This is a genomic window from Burkholderia aenigmatica (assembly GCF_902499175.1).
GTDB lineage: Bacteria > Pseudomonadota > Gammaproteobacteria > Burkholderiales > Burkholderiaceae > Burkholderia > Burkholderia aenigmatica.
This window is the reverse complement of record NZ_CABVQC010000057.1, coordinates 20,646-41,910: the sequence shown is the minus strand read 5'-3', so window position 1 is coordinate 41,910 and position 21,265 is coordinate 20,646. Positions and strand designations below refer to the sequence as shown.

17 protein-coding genes are annotated in these 21,265 nt (G+C 65.9%); 8 read left to right on the top strand and 9 right to left on the bottom strand.

Going from position 1 to position 21,265, the window contains the following annotated elements:
* Positions 1-65 precede the first annotated feature (65 nt).
* From BDO18943_RS31310 to BDO18943_RS31300, 3 genes are all read left to right on the top strand, one after another.
* Positions 66-1,001 carry a YihY/virulence factor BrkB family protein gene (locus BDO18943_RS31310; protein ID WP_175025322.1) on the top strand — a complete coding sequence of 312 codons (936 nt, stop codon included), beginning with the start codon at positions 66-68 and terminating at the stop codon, positions 999-1,001.
* A gap of 403 nt (positions 1,002-1,404) precedes the next feature.
* Positions 1,405-2,565, top strand: coding sequence for a porin (locus BDO18943_RS31305; protein WP_175025321.1), 1,161 nt, complete (start codon positions 1,405-1,407; stop codon positions 2,563-2,565).
* 389 nt (positions 2,566-2,954) lie between these two features.
* Positions 2,955-3,428 (top strand): VOC family protein, encoded by a 474-nt coding sequence (locus tag BDO18943_RS31300; protein WP_175025320.1) that lies wholly within the window; start codon positions 2,955-2,957, stop codon positions 3,426-3,428.
* Between the two features lie 137 nt (positions 3,429-3,565).
* On the opposite strand, the gene BDO18943_RS31295 is transcribed toward BDO18943_RS31300, so the two are convergent.
* The 3 genes from BDO18943_RS31295 to BDO18943_RS31285 all read right to left on the bottom strand — a co-directional run bounded on the left by BDO18943_RS31295 (position 3,566) and on the right by BDO18943_RS31285 (position 5,109).
* The gene (locus BDO18943_RS31295) at positions 3,566-4,378 is read right to left on the bottom strand and encodes an AadA family aminoglycoside 3''-O-nucleotidyltransferase (protein WP_175025319.1); all 813 of its coding nucleotides are present in this window, start codon (positions 4,376-4,378) and stop codon (positions 3,566-3,568) included.
* Positions 4,379-4,507: 129 nt separating this feature from the next.
* Entirely contained in the window at positions 4,508-4,660 is a 153-nt protein-coding gene (locus BDO18943_RS31290; RefSeq protein ID WP_175025318.1) for a hypothetical protein, read from the bottom strand.
* Positions 4,660-5,109, bottom strand: a complete 450-nt coding sequence (locus BDO18943_RS31285; protein WP_011355701.1) for an HU family DNA-binding protein — start codon at positions 5,107-5,109, stop codon at positions 4,660-4,662. Before BDO18943_RS31285 ends, BDO18943_RS31290 begins: the two co-directional genes overlap by 1 nt.
* A gap of 257 nt (positions 5,110-5,366) precedes the next feature.
* Here BDO18943_RS31285 and BDO18943_RS31280 point away from each other — a divergent pair, with 257 nt between their 5' ends.
* Complete coding sequence (locus BDO18943_RS31280) at positions 5,367-6,485, top strand: acyltransferase family protein (protein WP_175025317.1); 1,119 nt, start codon at positions 5,367-5,369, stop codon at positions 6,483-6,485.
* Between the two features lie 411 nt (positions 6,486-6,896).
* Here the strand turns inward: BDO18943_RS31280 and galU are convergent, their stop codons facing one another.
* Both galU and BDO18943_RS31270 read right to left on the bottom strand, forming a co-directional pair.
* The gene (gene galU, locus BDO18943_RS31275; RefSeq protein WP_034185830.1) at positions 6,897-7,784 is read right to left on the bottom strand and encodes a UTP--glucose-1-phosphate uridylyltransferase GalU; all 888 of its coding nucleotides are present in this window, start codon (positions 7,782-7,784) and stop codon (positions 6,897-6,899) included.
* A 230-nt stretch (positions 7,785-8,014) separates the two neighbouring features.
* A complete protein-coding gene (locus tag BDO18943_RS31270; RefSeq protein WP_006479318.1) occupies positions 8,015-8,158 on the bottom strand; it encodes a hypothetical protein in 144 nt (47 codons plus the stop codon).
* Positions 8,159-8,375: 217 nt separating this feature from the next.
* On the opposite strand from BDO18943_RS31270, the gene BDO18943_RS31265 reads away from it, so the two are divergent.
* Positions 8,376-9,551: an acyltransferase family protein gene (locus tag BDO18943_RS31265; RefSeq protein ID WP_175025316.1), complete on the top strand. Its 1,176-nt coding sequence runs from the start codon at positions 8,376-8,378 to the stop codon at positions 9,549-9,551.
* Between the two features lie 435 nt (positions 9,552-9,986).
* Here BDO18943_RS31265 and BDO18943_RS31260 read toward each other — a convergent pair whose 3' ends face one another.
* Genes BDO18943_RS31260 through BDO18943_RS31250 form a run of 3 tightly spaced genes read right to left on the bottom strand, consistent with a single transcriptional unit; the run spans position 9,987 to position 16,134 of the window.
* Positions 9,987-12,452: a glycosyltransferase family 4 protein gene (locus BDO18943_RS31260; RefSeq protein WP_175025315.1), complete on the bottom strand. Its 2,466-nt coding sequence runs from the start codon at positions 12,450-12,452 to the stop codon at positions 9,987-9,989.
* On the bottom strand, positions 12,449-13,915 hold the full coding sequence (locus BDO18943_RS31255) for an oligosaccharide flippase family protein (protein WP_043177567.1): 1,467 nt from the start codon (positions 13,913-13,915) through the stop codon (positions 12,449-12,451). Before BDO18943_RS31255 ends, BDO18943_RS31260 begins: the two co-directional genes overlap by 4 nt.
* A 26-nt stretch (positions 13,916-13,941) precedes the next feature.
* Complete coding sequence (locus BDO18943_RS31250; RefSeq protein ID WP_175025336.1) at positions 13,942-16,134, bottom strand: NHL repeat-containing protein; 2,193 nt, start codon at positions 16,132-16,134, stop codon at positions 13,942-13,944.
* Positions 16,135-16,632: 498 nt separating this feature from the next.
* Between BDO18943_RS31250 and BDO18943_RS31245 the strand changes: the two genes are divergently transcribed.
* The 3 genes from BDO18943_RS31245 to BDO18943_RS31235 are packed head-to-tail and all read left to right on the top strand — an operon-like array spanning position 16,633 to position 19,737.
* The gene (locus BDO18943_RS31245) at positions 16,633-17,697 is read left to right on the top strand and encodes an acyltransferase family protein (RefSeq protein WP_175025314.1); all 1,065 of its coding nucleotides are present in this window, start codon (positions 16,633-16,635) and stop codon (positions 17,695-17,697) included.
* Positions 17,698-17,732: 35 nt separating this feature from the next.
* A complete protein-coding gene (gmd, locus tag BDO18943_RS31240; protein ID WP_175025313.1) occupies positions 17,733-18,779 on the top strand; it encodes a GDP-mannose 4,6-dehydratase in 1,047 nt (348 codons plus the stop codon).
* On the top strand, positions 18,766-19,737 hold the full coding sequence (locus BDO18943_RS31235; RefSeq protein WP_175025312.1) for an NAD-dependent epimerase/dehydratase family protein: 972 nt from the start codon (positions 18,766-18,768) through the stop codon (positions 19,735-19,737). The genes gmd and BDO18943_RS31235 overlap by 14 nt, the downstream gene beginning before the upstream one ends.
* Positions 19,738-19,845: 108 nt before the next feature.
* On the opposite strand, the gene BDO18943_RS31230 is transcribed toward BDO18943_RS31235, so the two are convergent.
* Positions 19,846-21,036, bottom strand: a complete 1,191-nt coding sequence (locus BDO18943_RS31230) for an O-succinylhomoserine sulfhydrylase (protein WP_175025311.1) — start codon at positions 21,034-21,036, stop codon at positions 19,846-19,848.
* Positions 21,037-21,265 lie beyond the last annotated feature (229 nt).

Below are 21,265 nucleotides of genomic sequence, written 5' to 3'. Positions count from 1 at the left end.
TCGGATCAATACTGAATTGTCTGATTACCAACGATGATCCGCGTTCCGCGCACAACCGAACCGTCATGAAACGACAGATCACCTCCGAAGCCACCCGTCTCGCGCAACAACAGGCCAACTGGGCCCTCACCGCGTTCAAGCGCTTCTCGTCCGACCGCTGCTCCGCGATGGCCGCGGGCATCGCATTTTTCTCCGCGTTCTCGCTCGCGCCGATGCTCGTGATGGTCATCGCGGTGGCGGGCTGGTTCTACGGCGACGATGCCGCGCGCGGCCAGGTGTTCGAACAGGCGCACCAGCTGATCGGCGACGACGCGGCGGCCAGCATCCAGACGATCGTGCAGAACGCGCACCGCGCGGGCGAGCGCGGCGGCCTCGCCACGTTGATCTCGTTCGCGGCGCTCGCGATCGGCGCGTCGGCCACCTTCGCGTCGCTCAGCGCCGCGCTCAGCGTGATCTGGCCGGCCACCGAAAATCGCTGGTCGAGCATGCTCGGGCTCGTGCGCGTGCGGCTGATCTCGTTCGGGCTCGTGCTCGGGGTCGCGTTCCTGCTGATCGTGTCGCTCGTGCTCGACACCGCGATCACGTTCGTCGGCACCTGGCTGCTGGGCAATTCGCCGTACGTGATCGTCACGAACCTCGTGCAGTTCTTCGTCGGCATCGCGGTGCTCGCGGCTGCGTTCGCGTCGTTGATGAAGTTCCTGCCCGATGCGCGCGTCGCGTGGCGCGACGCTGCGATCGGCGGCATCGTGTCCGCGATCCTGTTCTCCGGCGGCAAGAAGCTGTTCGCGCTGTACCTCGCACATGCGGGCACGGCCAGCGCATTCGGCGCGGCCGGATCGTTCGCGGTCCTGCTGATGTGGCTGTACTTCTCCGCGATCGTGCTGCTGCTCGGAGCGGAATTCGCGGCGGCGCGCGGCAACGCACATCGGCTCGCCGGCACCACCGCACCGGCCGCTTCCGCGCAAGCCGATCGCCCCACCGATCGCCTGCGCGACGACTGACTCGCCCCTTCGCCGCACCGCCGCACACCCCCGCACACCTGCCCGCGTCGTTGCAACCACGCTGCCCGCCACGCATTCGCGTGGCGTTGATGCGCTCTTTGCATGACCGCGCATTCGCCGCTGCAAACGCAAACGTTTGCACGCCATTGTTTTCGTGCGCCAACGGGCCGAAACAGGCGAGATGCTGCCATGCGTATCACCTATTGAAACAATCGCGTCGCAGCAATTGTCAACTATTTCAAAAACAGGAACAGTCGTTGATGTGCTTGATATATATGGACTTTTTCACGCTGTTACCTTTTCGAGACACTTTATTTTTTAAGCTTTCTTGCGTCTATGGCACTGAGCTATTCTCCAATCCGCAACAAATAACGATGAATCACTTGCGTGGAGAAACTCAACGATGAAGAAACTTGCTCTCTCGACCCTCTCGCTCGCCCTGCTGGGCGCCGCCGGCGCTGCTCAGGCCCAGTCGAGCGTGACGCTGTACGGCGTGATCGACACGTCGATCACCTATGTTCACGGTAACGCAGGTCAAGGCAACAATTCGTGGTCGATGGGTAGCGGCAACCTGCAAGGCAGCCGTTTCGGCCTGAAGGGTTCCGAGGACCTCGGTGGCGGCCTGAAGGCGATCTTCCAGTTGGAAAACGGCTTCAACTCGGCATCGGGCGCACTGGGCCAGGGTGGTCGCATGTTCGGTCGCCAGGCATTCGTCGGCCTGCAAAGCAACCAGTACGGTACGGTCACGCTGGGTCGTCAATATGACCCGCTCGTCGACATGGTTCAGGCAGTCACGGCTGACAACTACTTCGGCAGCGTGTTCGCCACGCCGGGCGACGTCGACAACAACGACAACAGCCTGCGCGTCAGCAACGCAGTGAAGTACACGTCGCCGGTCTGGGCAGGCCTGCAAGTCGAAGCAATGTACGCATTCGGCGGTGTTGCCGGCGCAACCGGCAGCGGCCAGACGTGGGCAGCGGCAGCAGCCTACAACAACGGCCCGCTCGGCCTGGCTGCTGGCTACTTCCACGCGAACAACTCGGCTCCGATCACCGCCGGCAAGCGTACCGGCTGGACCGGTTCGTCCGACGCAATCTTCGACGGCGATCCGGGCACGACGTTCATCAACAATGCATTCACGTCGTCGTCGTCGATCGGCATCGCACAAGTGGCCGGCCAGTACGCATTCGGCCCGGTGACGTTCGGCCTCGGCTACAGCAACGCGCAGTACAAGTCGGATGCCAATTCGGTGTTCGGCACGAACCAGAAGTACAACACCGGTCGCGCATTCGTGACGTATCAGGCATCGGCACCGCTGCTGCTGGGCCTCGGCTACATCTACACGAAGGGTAACGGCGACAACAACGGCAAGTACCACCAGGTTTCGCTTGGCGCGGACTACTCGCTGTCGAAGCGCACGGACGTCTACCTGGTTGGCGCGTACCAGCACGCAAGCGGCAAGAACGCAGACGGCAGCGATGCGCAAGCGTCGATCGGCTCGTACGGTATCGCCGGCAAGAGCTCGCAAGAGCTGGTCGCACTCGGCCTGCGCCACAAGTTCTAAAAACGACGTACCCGGCGTGCAAGGCGTCTCCGACGCCTTGTCGCCGAACTGGAAAGCCAGTCATCGGTTTCGGCCGTGGCTGGCTTTTTTTTCGTCCGTCGCCCGCGGGCCGGCACGGCCTGCAGCGGCCGACGGTCGATCGCCGAACACGATGGCATGTCCATCGGCCGGCAGCGGCGCCTGACGGCTGCCATGCGCCGGAAACGCGCTTTCCCGATGCCGGCTTCCCTCGCTGTGTGCGCGCCGGACGACTACCATCCGCACTGTCGGTGCCACGAATCCGGTGCGACGGCCGTTCGCCCCGGCGTGTCGATTTCGACGGCCTTCATCCGTCGTATCGAGGTCGGCACGCGATGTGCGCCCCGGCCCATACAGACAGGAGATACGCCATGACGATTCAGAAGATCACGCCTTTCCTCTGGTACGCGGCGGAAGCCGAAGAAGCGGCCGCCTTCTATGCGGGCATCTTTCCGGATTCGCGCATCGTGCGCGTCACGGCGGTGCCCGGCACCGACGGCACGCGGATGGTCGAGTTCGAGCTGTTCGGGCAGCCGTTCTTCGCGATGAGCCACCCGCGCACCGAGACGTTCAACCACACGATCTCGCTGCTGGTCAGTTGCGCCGACCAGGCGGAACTCGACCGCTACTGGAGCGCCCTGCTCGACAACGGCGGCACGGCCGACGCCTGCGGCTGGCTGAGAGACCGCTATGGCGTCTCGTGGCAGATCGTTCCGGAAGCGCTGATCCCGATGGTGTCCGACCGGGACACGGTCAAGGCTGCGCGCGTGGCCGCCGCGATGATGCAGATGATCAAGCTCGACGACGCCGCGCTGAAAGCCGCCTATGCCGGTACGGCGGGCTGACGAAGCACGCCGCACGGCAACAGCGCGCGCGATGACGCACCGGGCCGCCGACAAACGTCCGGCTCGACGGCATGCGTGTGCGTGTGCGGCCGCCGGGTAAGGGCTCATGATCCTCATCGGTGTCGCCCGCTAGCCGATCACGTTCGCGGCATCTGTCGCGACGTCGACAGCATCGATTCGACGGTCCGCCGCGCATGGCCGATGAATGCGGCGAGCGGTTCGCCCGACAGGATCGCCGCGTCTTCCTCGCCGCCGAGATAGGCGGCGCGCGCCGCCGCTACGACCGGCCGGTACGTGTCCGGCAGGCGCGCCAGCACCCATGCCGCGGCGACGTCCTTGGGCGCGATCCTGCCGGTCGCGGCGCTGTACCAGATGCGCGCGAGCGCGAGCACCACGTTGCACTCGTCGCCGCGCCAGTCGGGTTCAACATTCCACTGCGCAACGGTCGCCAGCAGCGCGGCGACAAAATCGTGTGCGGGCACCGGCTCGAGCAGCGTGGCGGCCGACGGGCCGGCCAGCACGACACTGTGCTGTCGCACCTTCGTCAACAGGATCGCCAGATCGTGATCGACGAGCGCCGGTTCGACGATGCCGGCTTCGAGATCGCGACGCAGCCACTCGCCGAACTGCAGTTCGCGCCGCGCCGGATGACGCCACGGCACGACTTCATCGTGCGCGACGACGGTCACTTCCAGTGCGCGCAGGCCGTCGGCGCGACCGGGCGGCGCCGATACCGCGAGCAGGTCGAGCATCAGCGCACGCCGCGTCGAGTCGTCGGGCCGGGCCGACACCGTCACCAGCAGGTCGATGTCGCTGCGCGGCTTCAGTCCACCATCGAGCGCCGATCCGAACAGGTGGATCGCCTTCAGCGTCGTGCCGAGATGCCGCTCGATCGTGTCGCATGCGGCGGCAACCTGCACCGCGATTTCGTCGGGAATGGAGTCAGTCACGATGCGTGTGTCTCGCGATGTCCGCGCAACACGTGCAGCGAGCGTGACGGGCCGCGACGGATCGACCGCGAGCACGGACGAGGATTGCCGTTCGTCATCGCGCATGCGCGGCACGTCATCCCGCGTGCGTCACGCGTCGACGGGCATGCGCTCTTGCGCTGCGTCACGGTTGCTGCCGCGCGATTGGCGCAGCGCAATAAAAATCCCCGCACGCTTTCGCGTACGGGGATCGTCGGACATCGCAACGGCTGCCGACATGCATTCGGCGCCGTTGCGCAGCATTACGCTGCCGCGTCCTTCAGCTTCTTCAGCGCACGTGCCTTCACGCGCACGCTGGCCGGCTTCGCCGGGAACCAACGCTCTTCGCCCGTGAACGGATCCTTGCCGAAGCGCTTCTTCTTCGCCGGCACGACTTGTGCCGTGATCTTCAGCAGACCCGGCAGCGTGAACTCGCCCGCGCCCTTCTTGTGGACCGAGCCCAGCACGACGTTCTCGAGTGCGACGAGCACTGCCTTGACCGCCTTCACTTCGACAGCTGCGCGCTCAGCGATGTGCGTTGCGAGCGATGCCTTCGTGAACTTGTCCTTCAGCGGCGTCGGAGCAGCCGGTGCCGCCTTCGCGACAACCTTCTTGGCCACTACTTTCTTCGCGGGCGCAGCCTTTTTGGCAGCCACTTTCTTGGTGGCCGGTGCGGCAGCCTTCTTGGCCACCTTTTTTGCGGAAGTCGCCATGTTTCTCCTACCAGGTGTGGTCGTTGGATACACGAAGCGTGCAACGCGCGCGCTTCAACGCCGGATTCTACAAGCGCCTTGACGCTTCGTGGAGTACTTTTGTGCGTTTTCGCGGGGTTTCCCGCAGGTTTTTTTGCATGCGACCGATTTCATCGACGCTCCAGCATCAGAAAACGCCTTCACGTAGGCACCCAAATGCGAATTACGTTCGATATTTGCGCACCTATACTGGGCTCGCTCAATGCTCGGATGCCGCCATGCGCGAAGCCAGATACGTCAAAGGACTCGACGGCCTGCGAGCCCTCGCCGTCATCCTCGTTTTCCTGTCCCACAAGGGCCATGTCCTTGCCGTCGACGTCGGCAAGCTTGGCGTGTGGACGTTTTTCCTCATCAGCGGATTCCTGATCGTCGGCGAGTTGCATCGCAATCGTCAGGCGGTCGAGTGCGGCACCATGACGCGCCGCCATGCGCTCGCGCTGTTCCTCGCGAAGCGCGCGCTGCGGATCTTTCCCGTGTATTACCTGCTGCTCGCCGCGCTCGCGATCGCGCACGCGCTGTTCTACCAGCGCGGCGTCAACCTCGGGCTCGCGTGGCACGCGGTGTTCCTGTCGAATTACTGGATCGGCGTCGTCAAGGACGGCTGGCCGGGCTCCACGTCACACTTCTGGAGCCTCGCGGTTGAACAGCAGTTCTATCTGATCGCACCGCTCGCGCTGCTCGCGGTGCCCGCCGCGCGACACGTCGCGCTCGGCATCGCGGCCATCGCGCTGTGTGCGGTCGCGCATCTCGCGCTCTACCTGTCCGACGCGTCGCCGGTGCTGATCTATGCGTTTTCGCCGTGGAATTTCGCGCTGATCGCGCTCGGCGGCGTCGGCGCGATGGCGCTCGCCGATCGCGGCGCGGCCGCCCTGCGGCGGATTCCGCCCGGCTGGCTCGGCGCGGCAGGCGTCGTGTTCTTCCTCGTGCTGCCCGCTTGCACGGCATTGCCCGACGCGATCGCGGGGCTCGCGGATCTCGGCCTGTCCGCATCGCTCGGCGCACTGCTGCTGTGGATCGTCAGCGAACCCGAGCACCCCGTCGTGGCGCTGCTCGACTGGGCGCCGCTCGTCTATCTCGGCACGATCAGCTACGGCTTCTACCTGTTCCACAACCTGATTCCGGCGCGCTTCGGCCTGCTGCCCGCGCACGTCGCGCACGTGGCCATACCGGAAATCGCCCGCGAAGCGCTATCCGAGATGCTGCAATTCGCGCTCGCCGTGCTGCTCGCGCACCTGTCCTGGCGCTATCTTGAAAAGCGGCTGCTCGACTTCAAGAAGCCGGTCGCCGCGAGGCTGGCCCGGCATTTCGTCGCGCGGCCGAGCACGTCGGCGCGTTGAACGCCACGCCGACGCGGTAACGATCGAGCGGGAAAACCGCGATACCGGCCACGTCCGGACGCTGACGCTGATGCGCAGCGAGCGAGGTGTCGCGTCGGCGACCGGCGTCGGCAGAACCGGTGCGGTCACGAGCGTCGATGTGCATCGCGCAATTCGCAATTGAAGAACCGCCGATCCGGTCGCCCGGTCTCGCCCGCCGCGGCACCGGTTTCAGGCGTGACGCGCGTTTTTGTCAGAGCGCCCTGCGCCACACGCGGCACCGCTCTCGAAGCAAACCCGCCACCGCAAACCCGCCGACGGCGCGCACCACGCTCACGCACCCGGCACCCGCACACGCAAAAAAGCCCCGGCGCGCGAGCGGCCGGGGCCAACGGAACAACCACCACCTGAAACAACGGAGCGCGCAGCTGCTTAGGCGACAGCAGCCAGCGCGGGCAAGCAGGTACGCAGGTAGGCCTCGAATTCGCGGCTCACTTCCGGATGCTGGAGCGCGAGCTCGACTGTGGCCTTGAGATAGCCGATCTTGCTGCCGCAGTCGAAGCGCGTGCCGAAGTAGCGATACGCGAGCACCTGCTCGTTCGCGAGCAGCGACTGCACCGCATCGGTCAGCTGCAGCTCGCCGCCGGCGCCCGGCTTGAGCTTGCGCAGGTGATCGAAGATCGTCGGCATGAACACGTAGCGGCCGACCACGCCGAGATTCGACGGTGCATCCTCGGGCGCGGGCTTCTCGATGATGCCCGACAGCTTGATGACGTCCTCTTCCCATTCGCGGCCCTCGACGACGCCGTACGAACGGCTGTCCTCGCGCGCGATCGTCTCGACCCCGATCACCGAGCTGTGATAGTGGTCGAACACGTCGACGAGCTGCTTCAGCACCGGCTGCTCGCCGTGCAGCAGGTCGTCGGCGAGGATCACCGCGAACGGCTCGCCGTGCACCAGCTTCTCCGCGCACAGCACCGCGTGGCCGAGGCCGAGCGCTTCCGGCTGGCGCACGTAGAAGCAGTTGACGTTGCTCGGCTTGATGCCGCGCACGAGCTCCAGCAGCTTTTCCTTGCCGCGCGCCTCGAGCTCGGCCTCGATCTCGTACGACTTGTCGAAGTGATCCTCGATCGCGCGCTTGCTGCGCCCGGTGACGAAGATCATCTCGGTGATACCGGCGTTGATCGCTTCCTCGACCGCGTACTGAATCAGCGGCTTGTCGACGACGGGCAACATTTCCTTCGGGCTCGCCTTCGTTGCCGGGAGGAACCGCGTGCCGAGACCGGCAACGGGGAACACGGCCTTGGTGACTTTCAACATGTTCGCATCCTGATTGCGTTGACTACGCCGCGTCGACCAGCGACCCGGCGCGATTGTGTTCCGAACGGCATATCGAGAATCGACGGTACTGCCAATTCGACTCCGCTCATTTTCGATATGGACTGATTGCCCAATGATTCCGGAAAAAATATAATCCCTTCAACCCGGTCGATATTGCCGAACCGAGTATCGAAGCAGAAACAAATTACCGATTTTCCAGATACAAATTCTTACGATTCGAATTCCTCGATATAGGGCACGCCGCCCCGTTCGAGACCCGGGCGAATCGGTTCGTTCTTCAGCGCCTCGCGGTACGCCGACAGCACGGCCATGACCAGCAGTACTGCAGCGCTCGCGATCCAATGCATGTCCATCTTGCCGCTCCTTGCATCAATCAACTGGAGCTTCAAACTATCAGAAAAAAATCGGCAAATAATTGACCCGCCTCGCGGAACCGCTTTCGGAACGCGATAAAACCATGATGTGGAATTCCGATATTTCCCGGCGAGATTTTTTTATTCATTGATCGAATTCTTGCGCATTACGATTGGATGAAACTTCCCGTCCATCCGTCGCAAGGAATCGAATCGCATGCAAGCTTTCAGCGGATCGTCTCTGACCGCGCCGCCCGTCGCCGACCACAAGGAACACGTGATCGACGCGATGCGCGGCTTCGCGGCGTTGCTCGTCGCCTATTTCCACTGCCGCCAGGTCGTCTGGGTCGGCATGCAGAGCTTCCATCACGCTTACGGTCATGCGCTCACCCCGAGCGCGATCGCCGGCTACCTGACCTTCCCGTTCGCGTGGGGCTCCGCCGGCGTGCCGATCTTCTTCGTGATCAGCGGCTACTGCATCCACCGCAACGCGGCGCTCAAGCTCTCGGCCAATCCCGCGTACCGGCTCGACGTGCCGAACTTCTGGGTGCGCCGGTTCGCGCGCATCTACCCGGTGCTGCTCGCCGCGCTGCTGTTTACGCTCGCGCTCGACTCGGTCAGCCTGCAAATCGAGCCGGTCAGCCACAAGATCCGCGACGTCGGCCTGATCGCGTTCCTCGTGAACCTGTTCTCGCTGCAGGGCGTCGCCGGCTACACGTACGGGTCGAACGGCGCGCTGTGGACGCTGTCGCTCGAAGTGCAGTTCTACGCGATCTATCCGCTGCTGTTCGCGATCCGCCGGCGCATCGGCATGCCGGCGGTCGTGGCCGCGGTCGCGCTCGTCAACGTCGCGTCGGCGTGGCTGCTCGAACGGCATGACCTGCAGTTCTTCACGTCGTACTGGCTGTCCTGGACGATCGGCGCGTGGATCGCCGACGTGCGTGCGCAGCAGGCGCGCGGCGCGGCCACCGTGCCGTCGCGCGCGTGGTACGGCGCGGCCGCCGTGCTGCTCGCCGCCGGCTGCGGCGCGTTCCATTTCGGTCAGTACGGCGCGTTCCAGCTTTGGTCGGCCGGCTTCGCGTGCTTCCTGTACCGCGCGCTTGCCCGCCCGTCGCGTCCGACGCCGCCGCTGCGCGTGCTGAGCTGGTTCGGCGACTTCAGCTACTCGCTGTACCTGATCCACCTGCCGCTGTTCGTCTGCCTCGGCTCGGTGCTGTTCCATTCCGAGCTGCAGCTGTCGATCTGGCCGTCGTTCGCGTTCATGGCCGCCGCGATCCCGGTCGCGTACCTGTTCTACCGGATGTTCGAACGGCCCGCGATGACATGGTCGGCCAGCTTCAAGCCGACCCGACCCGCTCGCGTCGTCACGCCGGCGCCCGAACGGGCCGTCTGACCCGACAGGTCCGCTTTCCCGAGCCCCCGCGCGGCGTCCCGCCGCGCGGGGGCTTTTTCATGGCCTGAACGCGTTGGTATGCCGGGTTGGCGTGATGGGATAGCCTTCCGGCATCGGGCCGCGCTACGGCCCGCATGAGCCGTCCTCGACCGACTTTCACCACCTGGACTGCCTGGGCGCGGCCTTCTGGCATCGCCTTCTGGCATCGCCTTCTGGCATCGCCTTCTGGCATCGCCTTCTGGCATCGCCTCTTGGCATCGCCTTCTCGCGTCACCAACCGCGCCCTTCCAACCGACGACCGGTCAAGCACGCGCCCTACACCGCACGCGGCAACCTGCCCACCACCCGCCCGACAAAGGCCCCCGGCGCCAAAAAACAAAGCCCCCACGCAGCGCACCGCCGCATGAGGGCCCATTTCCCGCCGGCTCGCGCCGGCTACTGCTTCTTCGCCTTCGCGGCCTTCGCCGTATCCGCGAGGATCTTCTCGACCCGCTCCACGTAGGTTTCGGTGCCGAACCGGCGTACCGCCGTCGCGCGCCCGCTCGCGACGAGCCGCTCGCGCAGCGCGCCGTCGCGCTTCAGCGTATCCAGCGCATCGGCCAGCGCAGTCGCATCGCCCGGCGCGCAGAGCAGCCCGTTGTCGCCGTCTTCGATGATCTCGACGACGCCGCCCGCACGGGCCGCGACGACCGGCCGGCGCGCGAGCATCCCCTCGACGATCACGCGCCCGAACGGCTCCGGCGTGATCGACGTGTGCGCGACGACGTCGACCGCCGTCATGCACGCGGCCACGTCGCGCTGGAACCCGAGGAAATGCACGCGCCCGCCCATCCCGTGCCGCGCGACGTATTCGCGCAACTGCGCGGCATATTCGTCCTCGCCGAACAGCGGTGCACCCACCAGCACCACGTGCATGTCGGGATGCCGCGCGGCGGCCTCCAGCAGCACGTGCTGCCCCTTCCAGTGCGCGAGACGGCTGAACGAGCCGACGAGCCACGCGTGCTCGGGCAACCCCAGCCGCGCGCGCAGCGCGGCCTGGCTGACACCTTCCAGCGCATCGAACGGTTCGGCCGAAATGCCGTTGAACACGACGTCGACGTGCTGCGGCGTGAAGCCCGTCAGCGTGCGGAACGCCTGCGCGGACGCGTCCGAGTTCGCGATCACACGCGTGACGCCGAGCCGCGCGCAGTACTTGATCGCCAGCAACTGCTTGCTGCCGAAATGGTCGGTGCTGACGATGTCGCGCAGGTGCCACACCACCGGCTTGCGGGCGAGCCGCCCGGCCAGTGCGGCGACCACCATCGCACGCTGCGTGTTCGCGTAGATCACCTCGGCGCGGCGCGCGCGCCGCGCGACGTCGCGCACCAGCCGCACGAGCTGTTTCACCGCGCCGACCGACACGCCGCCCTGCTTGCGCACGCCCGCGAGCGCGCCCTGGTCGACCACGTCGACGCGCGCGCCGATCTCGTCGAGCGCCGCGCGGAACGGGCCGTCGTCGAACAGCAGCACGTCGGCGTTCGCGCGCATGTGCTTCATGATCTCGAGCAGCGACAGCTCGGCGCCACCAAGCACACCGCTCTGGTCGAGCACGAGCGTCGCCGGGCCGCGCGCGGCCGGCATCGGCGCGATGGCCGTGTCGCGCTGCGCGGTCGAGCCGGGCAGCGCCGCTTCCACATAATCAAGAAAGCGCCGGCGGAATTTATCGGCAGAAAATCGCTCCGCATTCGTGCGGCATGCGTTCGGCGTGAAGCGCTGCGGCGCGCGCTCGAAATCGTCGACGGCCGCGACGATCGCGTGCGGCGTCTGTTCGTCGAAAAAGAGCCCGGTCGGGTTCAGGTTCGATTGCGGGTCGAGCACGGTTTCGAGCGCGCCACCCTTCCCGTACGCGATCACCGGCGTGCCGCACGCCTGCGCCTCGACGACCGAGATCCCGAAATCCTCCTCGGCCGCGAACACGAACGCCTTCGCGCGCCGCATCCGGTCGTGCAGCACCGCGAACGGCTGGTAGCCCATGATCTCGACGTTCGGGCCGGCCTTCGCGCGGATCTTCTGCATCTCGGGGCCGTCACCGATCACGACGAGCTTGCGCTCGGGCGTACGCGAAAAGGCCTCGACGATCAGGTCGATCTTCTTGTACGGCACCATCCGCGACGCGGTCAGGTAGAAGTCCTCCTTCTCCGCATTCAGCGAAAACGCGTCGACGTCGACCGGCGGGAAGATCACCGCCGCGTCGCGGTGATAGACCTTCTTGATGCGCCGCGCGATGAACGCGGAGTTCGCGACGAAACCGTCCACCGCGTTCGCGGTGCGCGTGTCCCAGTTGCGGATGTAATGCAGGATCATCCGCGCGAGCAGCGATTTCGGCCCGTGCGTGAGGTTCGACTGCTCCAGGTACTGGTGCTGCAGGTCCCACGCATAGCGGATCGGCGAATGCACGTAGCTGATGTGCACCTGGTCCGGCCCCGTCAGCACGCCCTTCGCGACCGCGTGGCTGCTCGAGATCACCAGGTCGTACTCCGATACGTCGAGCTGCTCGATTGCGAGCGGCATCAGCGGCAAGTAGCTGCGGTACTTGGTGCGCGCGAACGGCAGCTTCTGGATGAACGACGTCGTCACCGGCTTGCCGCGCACGAACGCGCGATCGTCGAGGAAGTCGACGAGGCTGAACAGGTCCGCGTCGGGAAAGCACGCGACGATCTGTTCGAGCACGCGCTCGGCGCCCGCATAGGTGACGAGCCAGTCGTGGACGATCGCCACGCGCAGCGTGCGCGACGCATGGCGCGCGCTGGCGCGTTCGGCCGGCACGGACCGGCGCAGCGCGGCGGCATCGCCCGCTTCGGCCACGGCCGCATCGGCGGTGGCAAGATTCAATACGGCGTGTTCCGCCAGATCGCGATTCATGCAGTTTTCCTCGCATTGAGACGGACGAACAGGTCGCGCACCAGCGCACGCAACCCCGGTGTCATCGTGAGCGACCACGCAACATTCAACAGCAGCACGACCGCGCACATGCCGATCGACTCGACGAGCCCCGGCCACGCTTGCGCCAGAAACAGGCTCGCCAGCAGGAACGCGAGGTGCGCGAGCATGTCGAGCACGATCGCGCGCATCCGGATCGCCGACAGATACAGCAGCACGCCGTAGTCGACGAGCGCGCGCGCCGCGACGACCACCGCCGCGCCGATCAGCCCGAAGTGATGGATGCCGTACCACAGGCCGCCGACGAAGAACGGCATCTCGACGAGCCCGGCGAACGCCGCGCGGGCCGGGTTGACCTGCGACTGGATCAGGATTCGCGTGACGCTCGCCTGGCCGACCAGCCACACGCTGATCACCAGCACGCGGCCGACCGGCGCCGAATGGGCGGCGAGATCCGAGCCGACCCACAACGTGAGGAACGGCGCGAGCGCGAAGATCGCGACGATGCCGACCGGCGTGAACACGCCGTTCAGGAATTCGAGCGACTGGCGCGCGAGCGTGTCCGCGTGGTCTCGACCGACGGCCGACAGGCGCGGGAACAGCGTGCGCACGAGCGCGTTCGGCAGCATGTTCAGGCGCGTGACGAGGTTCTGCGGCACCGTGTAGTAAGTGACGAACTTCGCACCCATGCCGGCGCCGAGCATCACGCGGTCGAGCGTGTCGGCGATCATGCTCGTCGTGCTCGCGATCAGCATCCAGCCGCCGAAGTTGAACAGCCCTTTCGCGGTGCCCCACTGCGGCGGATCGATGCGCCGGATCCCGAGCACCTTGATGCTGGCGTGACCGAGCATCACCGCCGCGACCAGGCGCGCGACGACCGCCGCGGCGAGCACCGTCTGCAGGTTCGGCGCGATCCACCACGCGGCGCCGAGCGGCAGCAACTGGAACAGGAACGTGCCGATCGTCTGGTTCGTGTTGAACACGCCGAAGCGTTCGGCGCCGTTGATCGCGCCGGCGAACACCCACGACACGTTCGCGAGCGGAATCGCGAGCGCAAGCCACGGCAGCGCGAGATACACCTCGTGCTGCATCGCCGCCGACACCTTCGTGAAGTACGCGGTATAGATGAACGCGCCGAAATAGATCAGCAGCCCGCCCACGATACCGGTGCCGAGGTTCAGCCAGAACGCGCTCCAGAACACGCGTGCGCTTTCGTCGGCGTTGCCGCTCGCGAGCGCCTTCGAGATGTGGTTCTGCGCGGCCATGCTCATCCCGAGATCGAGGATCCCGAAATAGCCGATCAGCGTCCACACGAGGCTGACGACGCCGTAGCGTTCGACGCCGAGCGCGTGGATATAGGCGGGCACCGTCACCAGCGACACGAAGGTCGGCAGGATCAGCCCGATGAAGTTGATCGAAACGTTCTTGAGTATGCCTTTGTCCATGCTTCTGCCTTGTGTGACACCGCTCGTCACGGTTTCCAGCGATACATCAGCACCTTGCCGCGCGCGTCTTCCTCGACGAACACGAGGTACTCGCCGTTCTCGCGACGGAATGCGCTGATGCCGAATGGCACGTCGACCCAGCCGGATGCCTTGCCGACCTCCGTGCCCGGGCTCATCACGCCCACTTCCTTGCCGGTTTCCTTGTCGTACACGTGGATCTTGCCGACCGGCTCCACCCCGAACAGGTAGCGGCCCTCGGCCGTGAGCCCGATCAGGTCGAAGATCGGCTTCGCGTCGAGCTGCCACGGCAGCGCGACCTGGTAGCGCACGACCGGCGAGCCCGTCGACCACTTGTCGAAGCGCACCAGCACGCGACCCACTTCCTTGTTGATACCCGGCTGCGGCGGTGCGTCGGCCGTGTAACCCGTCACGTACAGCGTGTCCGTCTGCGCGTCGTAGATCGAGCGGCGCAGTTGCGTGAACGGCTGCGGCATCGGGTAGGTCGTGACCTTGTCGTACGAGTAGATCGGGTTGCCAGCCTTGTCGACGCCACCGTACTGGAAGCGGTGGATCCCGCGCACGTCGCTGGTGCGCCAGATGTCGCCCTTCGTGTCGACCCACCAGCCCCAGCCGCCCGCCTTCGCCTTGCCGGTCGTGTTGATCGTGAACTCGTCGGCATCCAGCCGGCCGTTGCCGTTCGCATCGCGCCACAGCCAGTCGCCGCCCGGCGGCTTGTTCGGCACGTTGTCGACCGGCCGCGCACGGCCCGCGATCAGCCCGGACGGAATCGCGACTTCGCCGTCGCGCTTCGCGTCGAAGCGGTAGATCTTCAGGTGATCGGCGTACATGTCGGTCAGGTACAGGAACGTGCGGCCGTCGAGGCGACGCGCGATCGGCATGCCGGGCCACTGGTCCGTATGGAACACCGGGTCGTCCGGATACTTGAAGCGGTTCGACAGGAAGCCGACGTATTTCCAGTCCTGGCCCGGCGGCTTCGACAGGTCGAGCTCGAAGCGCTTGTTGCCCGTGTACACACTGTTCGGCCGCGCCGGGTCGAGCCATGCGCCATCGACGAACAGCAGCCCCTGCACCTGCCAGCGCTGCTTGCCGTCGGGCGTGTAGCTGTCGAGCACCGCGCCGAGCCCTGCGCCGATCGTGGCGTGGCGCGGCCCGATGCCGTTCATCGACACATAGATGTTGCCCGCACGGTCGACGCCGACGCCCGTCAGCCCGTTGAAACGCTGCGGCCCCGGCCGGCCCGGCACCGGGCCCGCGAAAATACCGCCGCGCTCGCCGAGCGTGCCCGACTGCGCGTAGCCCTTGCCGCCTTTCGAGAAGATCAGGATCTGCTGGCGCGGCCCGTTGTCCGCGACCAGCACGCGCCCTTTCGCGTCGACTGCCACGTCCACCGCATCGGTGCCTTCCGGCAGCGCGGGCGCGTCGTCGAGCTTGCGGCCGTCGGCACGCACGTGCACCAGATGCGCGGACCCGTTGATCGTGTCCGTGAGCAGCCATAGCGTGCCGTCGCCCGCGAGCGCGATGCGGCCCGGCTCATGGACGCTCCACGTGCCCTTCTGCTGCATCGTCTCCGCGTCGTACACGTCCACCGCGTCGCGCGACGGATTCGTCGCGAACAGCGTCTTGTCGTCGGCCGCGAGGCCGCCGACTTCCGCCTTCTGCTCGCCCACTTCCGAGCGCGCGGGCGCCGGCACCTCGTTCATCATCATGAAGCTCGCGGCCATCCGCGCGCGGCCGGCATCGGCACGTCCGCCCGGCGCCACCTGCGGCGCCGCGCGGAACGGCGCGGGCTGCTTCATGTCGCCGATCGTGCGGCGCGAGATGCCGAACCACTGCTTGCCCTTGTCCGGCCAGATGCCGGGCGACTGCAGGTGGCCGCGCTCGTTGCCGACACCGATCGCGACGTACACGTACTTGCTGTTCACGGCGATCGCGCTGCCGCCGAGGTTGCCCCAGCCGTGCGTGCCGCCGGCGAAGCCGAGCATCTTCCCGTCCTGGTAGACGCTCGCCTCGGCCCCGCTCTCATCCCACGGCGCATTCGTATACACCTTGCCGTCAGGCGTCACCGCGATCGCGCGGATGTCGATCTGCGTCCAGCTGCCGTCGCCATAGCCGAACGTGTTGCCGATCCACGACGTCGTCGCGGGCAACACCGTTTCGGCCGATGCGGCACTCGCCAGCAGCGCCGCACCTACCGTCATGCCTACCAGAATCAGACGTCGCAATGCGCTTCTCCAGACTCGATGCGTAAGCGACCGGGACCACGGCGCATGGCCGCCCGACCGTCCTGTCGCTAAATGGGTTTCAAACGTCGCGATGCAGGTTACAAGCAAAAATAATCACAAGAAATTTGGAAATATTTGGGGATGTTTCCGCCTGAAATATCGAGCCGGAACAGGGTCGAAAAGACGCTCAAAAGCGGCAATAACGACCGCCTTTCGCTTTCCAGTCTGTAGAAAATGCCGCCTCGCGCCGCCTGTCGGGGCTGTCCGGGCGGCAACCTTTCATTCCGCGACCGGAATAATCGGCATTTGAATGTTTTCCATCAGATAAATGACACGCGTTTTTTTACCGATTTCTTTTCCCTAGAATCGATTTCGATTCGATATTTCATTTAATGGCATGCATTACGTTCACGTTTACGCATCGGATGTGCGACACGCCCCGGCTCACGCCGCGCGTCGCGAAGGAGCGGCGCGATGACGGGCATCTCGCAACCCGCAGACCTCACCCCGCCGCAACACGGCCGTATCGTGCAGCTCGACGGGCTGCGCGCGATCGCGGTGGGCGCCGTGTTCCTGCAGCACGCGCTGAAGGCGCCGCTCTGGATGGGCGTCGACCTGTTCTTCGTGCTGAGCGGCCTGCTGATCACCGGCATCCTGCTCGATCGCAAGGCGCGCGGGCAGTCGTACTTCAGCCACTTCTACGCACGCCGCGTGCGCCGCATCCTGCCGCCGTACGTGCTGCTGCTGGTGGTGTCGACGATCCTGTTCGGCGCGAGCTGGCTGCCGCACTGGCCGTGGTTCGCGTTCTTCTCGACCAATATCGGGCTGTCGCTCGGCAGCATCGGCCATGACAGCCTGAACGTGCTGTGGTCGCTCGCGGTCGAGGAGCAGTTCTATATCTTCTGGCCGTTCGTCGTGCTGTGGTGTTCTGAGCGCGCGCTCCTGTGGGTCGCCGCCGCGCTGATCGTCGCCGCGCCCGTGCTGCGCGCGATCGCGACGCCATGGTTTGACTCGTTCTGGCCGATCTACTACCTGACGCCGTTCCGGATGGACCTGCTCGCCGCGGGCGCGCTGCTCGCGATCGTGCTGCGCCGCGACCGGCGCGCGCTGGATCCGTTCTACCCGCTCGCGATCGTCGGCGCGCTCGTGTCGCTCGCGATCCTCGGCTGGCTGCACCTGTCGTTCCCGCGCTTTCGCGCCGCGAACACGCCGCTGTCGAATGCCGCGCTCTACAGCATCTCGCTGCTGCTGTGCACGTCGATCGTCGTGATCGCCCTGCGCGGCCGCGGCATCGTGCAGCGCGTGCTGACGAACCCGATGCTCGTCTACGTGGGCACCGTCAGCTACACCGTGTACCTGATCCACCTCAGCGTGCTGTATGCGCTGTGGCCGCTGCACCTGAACCGCTTCGTCACGGCCGCGCTGGCGCTTGCGATCACGCTCGCGTACGCAACCGCGAGCTGGTACGGCTTCGAACGGCGCCTGACGCGCGGCCCCGCGCGCCGCGCGCTGCCGGCCGCCGCCAGCACGGCCGCCTGAATTTCATCATCCATCGTTTCTACCAGGACAACGTCATGAGCCAAACTCGCAAGAAGGCCATCATTACCGGGATTTCGGGGCAGGACGGCGCCTACCTGACCAAGCTGCTGCTCGACAAGGGCTACGAGGTCACCGGCACCTACCGCCGCACCAGCTCGGTGAATTTCTGGCGCATCGCCGAGCTCGGCGTCGACACGCACCCGAATCTCTCGCTCGTCGAGCACGACCTGACCGACGCCGGCTCGAGCCTGCGCCTGCTCGAACGCGTGCAGCCGGACGAGCTGTACAACCTGGCCGCGCAGAGCTTCGTCGGCGTGTCGTTCGACCAGCCGACGACGACTGCCGAAGTGACCGGCATCGGCCCGTTGAACCTGCTCGAGGCGATCCGCGTCGTGAGCCCGAAGACGCGCTTCTACCAAGCGTCGACCTCCGAGATGTTCGGCAAGGTGCAGTCGATTCCGCAGACGGAAGCGACCTCGTTCTATCCGCGCAGCCCGTACGGTGTCGCGAAGCTGTATGCGCACTGGATGACGGTGAACTACCGCGAGTCGTACGGCCTGTTCGGCAGCAGCGGCATCCTGTTCAACCACGAATCGCCGCTGCGCGGCCGCGAGTTCGTCACGCGCAAGATCACCGACACCATCGCGAAGATCAAGCTCGGCAAGGCGACCCGCCTCGAGCTCGGCAACCTCGACGCGAAGCGCGACTGGGGCTTCGCGCTCGAGTACGTCGAAGGCATGTGGCGCATGCTGCAGGCCAACGAACCCGACACCTACGTGCTCGCGACCAACCGCACCGAGACCGTGCGCGATTTCGTGCGGATGGCGTTCGCGGCCGCGGGCTACCAGATCGAATGGACCGGCAAGGGCGAGCAGGAGCGTGGCCTCGACGCGTCGAACGGCAACGTGCTCGTGGAAGTGAACCCGAAGTTCTACCGCCCTGCCGAGGTCGACCTGCTGATCGGCTGCGCCGACAAGGCGAAAAGCAAACTCGGCTGGGAACCGAAGACGACGCTCGAACAACTTTGCCAGATGATGGTCGAAGCGGATTTGACGCGGAATCAACACCATGACACGTTCTGAAGCCGGACGCCCGTCGCGCCGTGCGTTCGTCACGGGCCTGACGGGCTTCACGGGCCGCTACATGGCCGAGCGCCTGCAGGCGGCCGGCTATGACGTCTGGGGCACGGTCGCGCCTGGCATGGCGCGGCCCGACGATCCGGCCTTCGCGCACTGCACGCTGCTGCCGGTCGATCTGCTCGACGCGGAGGCCATGCGCGCGGCCGCCGCCGACGCCCGGCCCGATGCGGTCGTGCATCTCGCCGCCCGCGCACATGTCGCGCAGGACGAGCCGTCGCAGACTTACGCGGTCAACATCGTCGGCACGCGCAACCTGCTGGCCGCGCTTGCGGGCCTCGACCGCCGCCCGTCGGCCGTGCTGCTCGCCAGCAGCGCGAACATCTACGGCAATTCGACGGCGGGCGTGCTCGACGAAACCGTCGCGCCCGCCCCGGCGAACGACTACGCGGTCAGCAAGCTCGCGATGGAATACGCGGCGAAGCTGTGGGCCGACCGGCTGCCGATCGTGATCGCGCGGCCGTTCAACTATACGGGTGTCGGCCAGAGCGATGCGTACCTGCTGCCGAAGCTCGTCGCGCACTACGCGCGCAACGCACCGCGGATCTCGCTCGGCAATCTCGACGTGAGCCGCGATTTCTCCGACGTGCGCGACGTGACGGCCGCGTACCTGAAGCTGGTCGAAGCCGCGCCGGCCGGCGAGACGTTCAACGTCTGCTCGGAGCGCGCGTATTCGCTGAAGGAAGTGCTGGCGATGCTGTCGCGCATCGCCGGTTACGTGATCGACGTGACGATCGATCCGCGTTTCGTGCGGCACAACGAGGTGAAGAGCCTGAGCGGGTCGCGCGACAAGCTGCGGCGCGCGGTGGGCGAGCTGCCTGTCACGCCGCTCGATGAAACGCTGCGATGGATGGTGGAGGCGATGCGCAACGACGCGCATGCGGGCGGGCATCCCGCCGGGTAAGCCGGGCGATTGGCGTCGACACCAAAACGAAGGGCCGTTCGCGCAAGCGAACGGCCCTTCGTCCATCATCACGTCAAATCACGTCACGACAGGCGTGACGTGCCGCGCTCAGCCTTCGAGGCCGCGCGCGAGATCGCGGCGCAGGTCGCCCGCATCCTCCAGGCCGACCGACAAGCGGATCAACCCTTCGCTGATCCCCGCTGCCGCGCGCGCTTCCGGCGTGATGCGGCCGTGCGTGGTCGTCGCCGGATGGGTGATCGTCGTGCGCGTATCGCCGAGGTTGCCGGTGATCGAGATCAGCTTCGTGTTGTCGATCACGCGCCACGCGTTCGCGCGCTGCTGTTCGGGCGTGTCGCCCTTCAGCTCGAACGACAGGATCGCCCCGCCCGCCTTCTGCTGACGCTTCGCGAGTTCGTGCTGCGGGTGCGATTCGAGGCCCGGATGAAACACACGCGCGACGGCCGGATGCGAATCGAGCCAGCGCGCGATCTCCAGCGCGTTCGCCGATTGCTTCTCGACGCGCAGCGACAGCGTCTCCATCCCCTTCAGCAGCACCCACGCGTTGAACGCCGACAGCGTCGGGCCCGCGCTGCGCACGAACGGAAACACCTTGCCCATGATGAATTCCTTCGAGCCGACCAGCGCGCCGCCGAGCACGCGGCCCTGGCCGTCGAGGAACTTGGTGGCCGAGTGCATCACGACATCCGCGCCGAGCTTCAGCGGCTGCTGCAGCACCGGGCTGCAGAAACAGTTGTCGACGACGAACAGCGCGTTCGATGCCTTCGCGATCTTGCCGATCGCCTCGATGTCGGCAAGTTCGGTCAGCGGGTTCGACGGCGTCTCGAGGAAGAACATCTTCGTTTCCGGGCGCACGGCTTCCTGCCATGCGTTCAGGTCGGTCGGGTCGACGAAGGTCGTCGTGATCCCGAACTTGCTGAAGATCTGCGAGAACATCCCGAGCGTCGAGCCGAACAGGCTGCGCGAGCTGACGAGGTGATCGCCCGCCTGCAGCGCGGCCATCACGACCGACATGATCGCGGCCATCCCCGACGCGGTCGCGATGCACGCCTCGCCGCCCTCGAGCGCCGCGAGACGCTCCTGGAACATGGTGACGGTCGGGTTCGTGAAGCGCGAATAGGTGAAGTAGTCTTCCGAGTTCGCGAAGCGCTCGGCTGCGTCGGCCGCGCTCTGGAAGCAGAAGCTCGACGTGAGGAACAGCGCTTCCGAATGCTCGTTGAAGTCGCTGCGCAGCGTGCCCGCGCGCACGGCAAGCGTGTCGAAGTTGAGGGAGTCGTCCATGTTCCGTTTTCCGTATTCGATGGCCGCGCGAGTGGCGCGAACCCAGTCAAAACCAGGCCAAAACAAAAAGCCCGCTATGCGTCGGCATCAGCGGGCTTCGGTGCGGTACGACAGCGATCGACTCGGGCCGGTTGCCACCGGCCTTCGCTTTAGCTGTTTTGGGAAATCGCCCCGCGTCCGCAAGCTGATATCAAATCGACGCAAGGCCACATCCTATCACGCCTCGTCA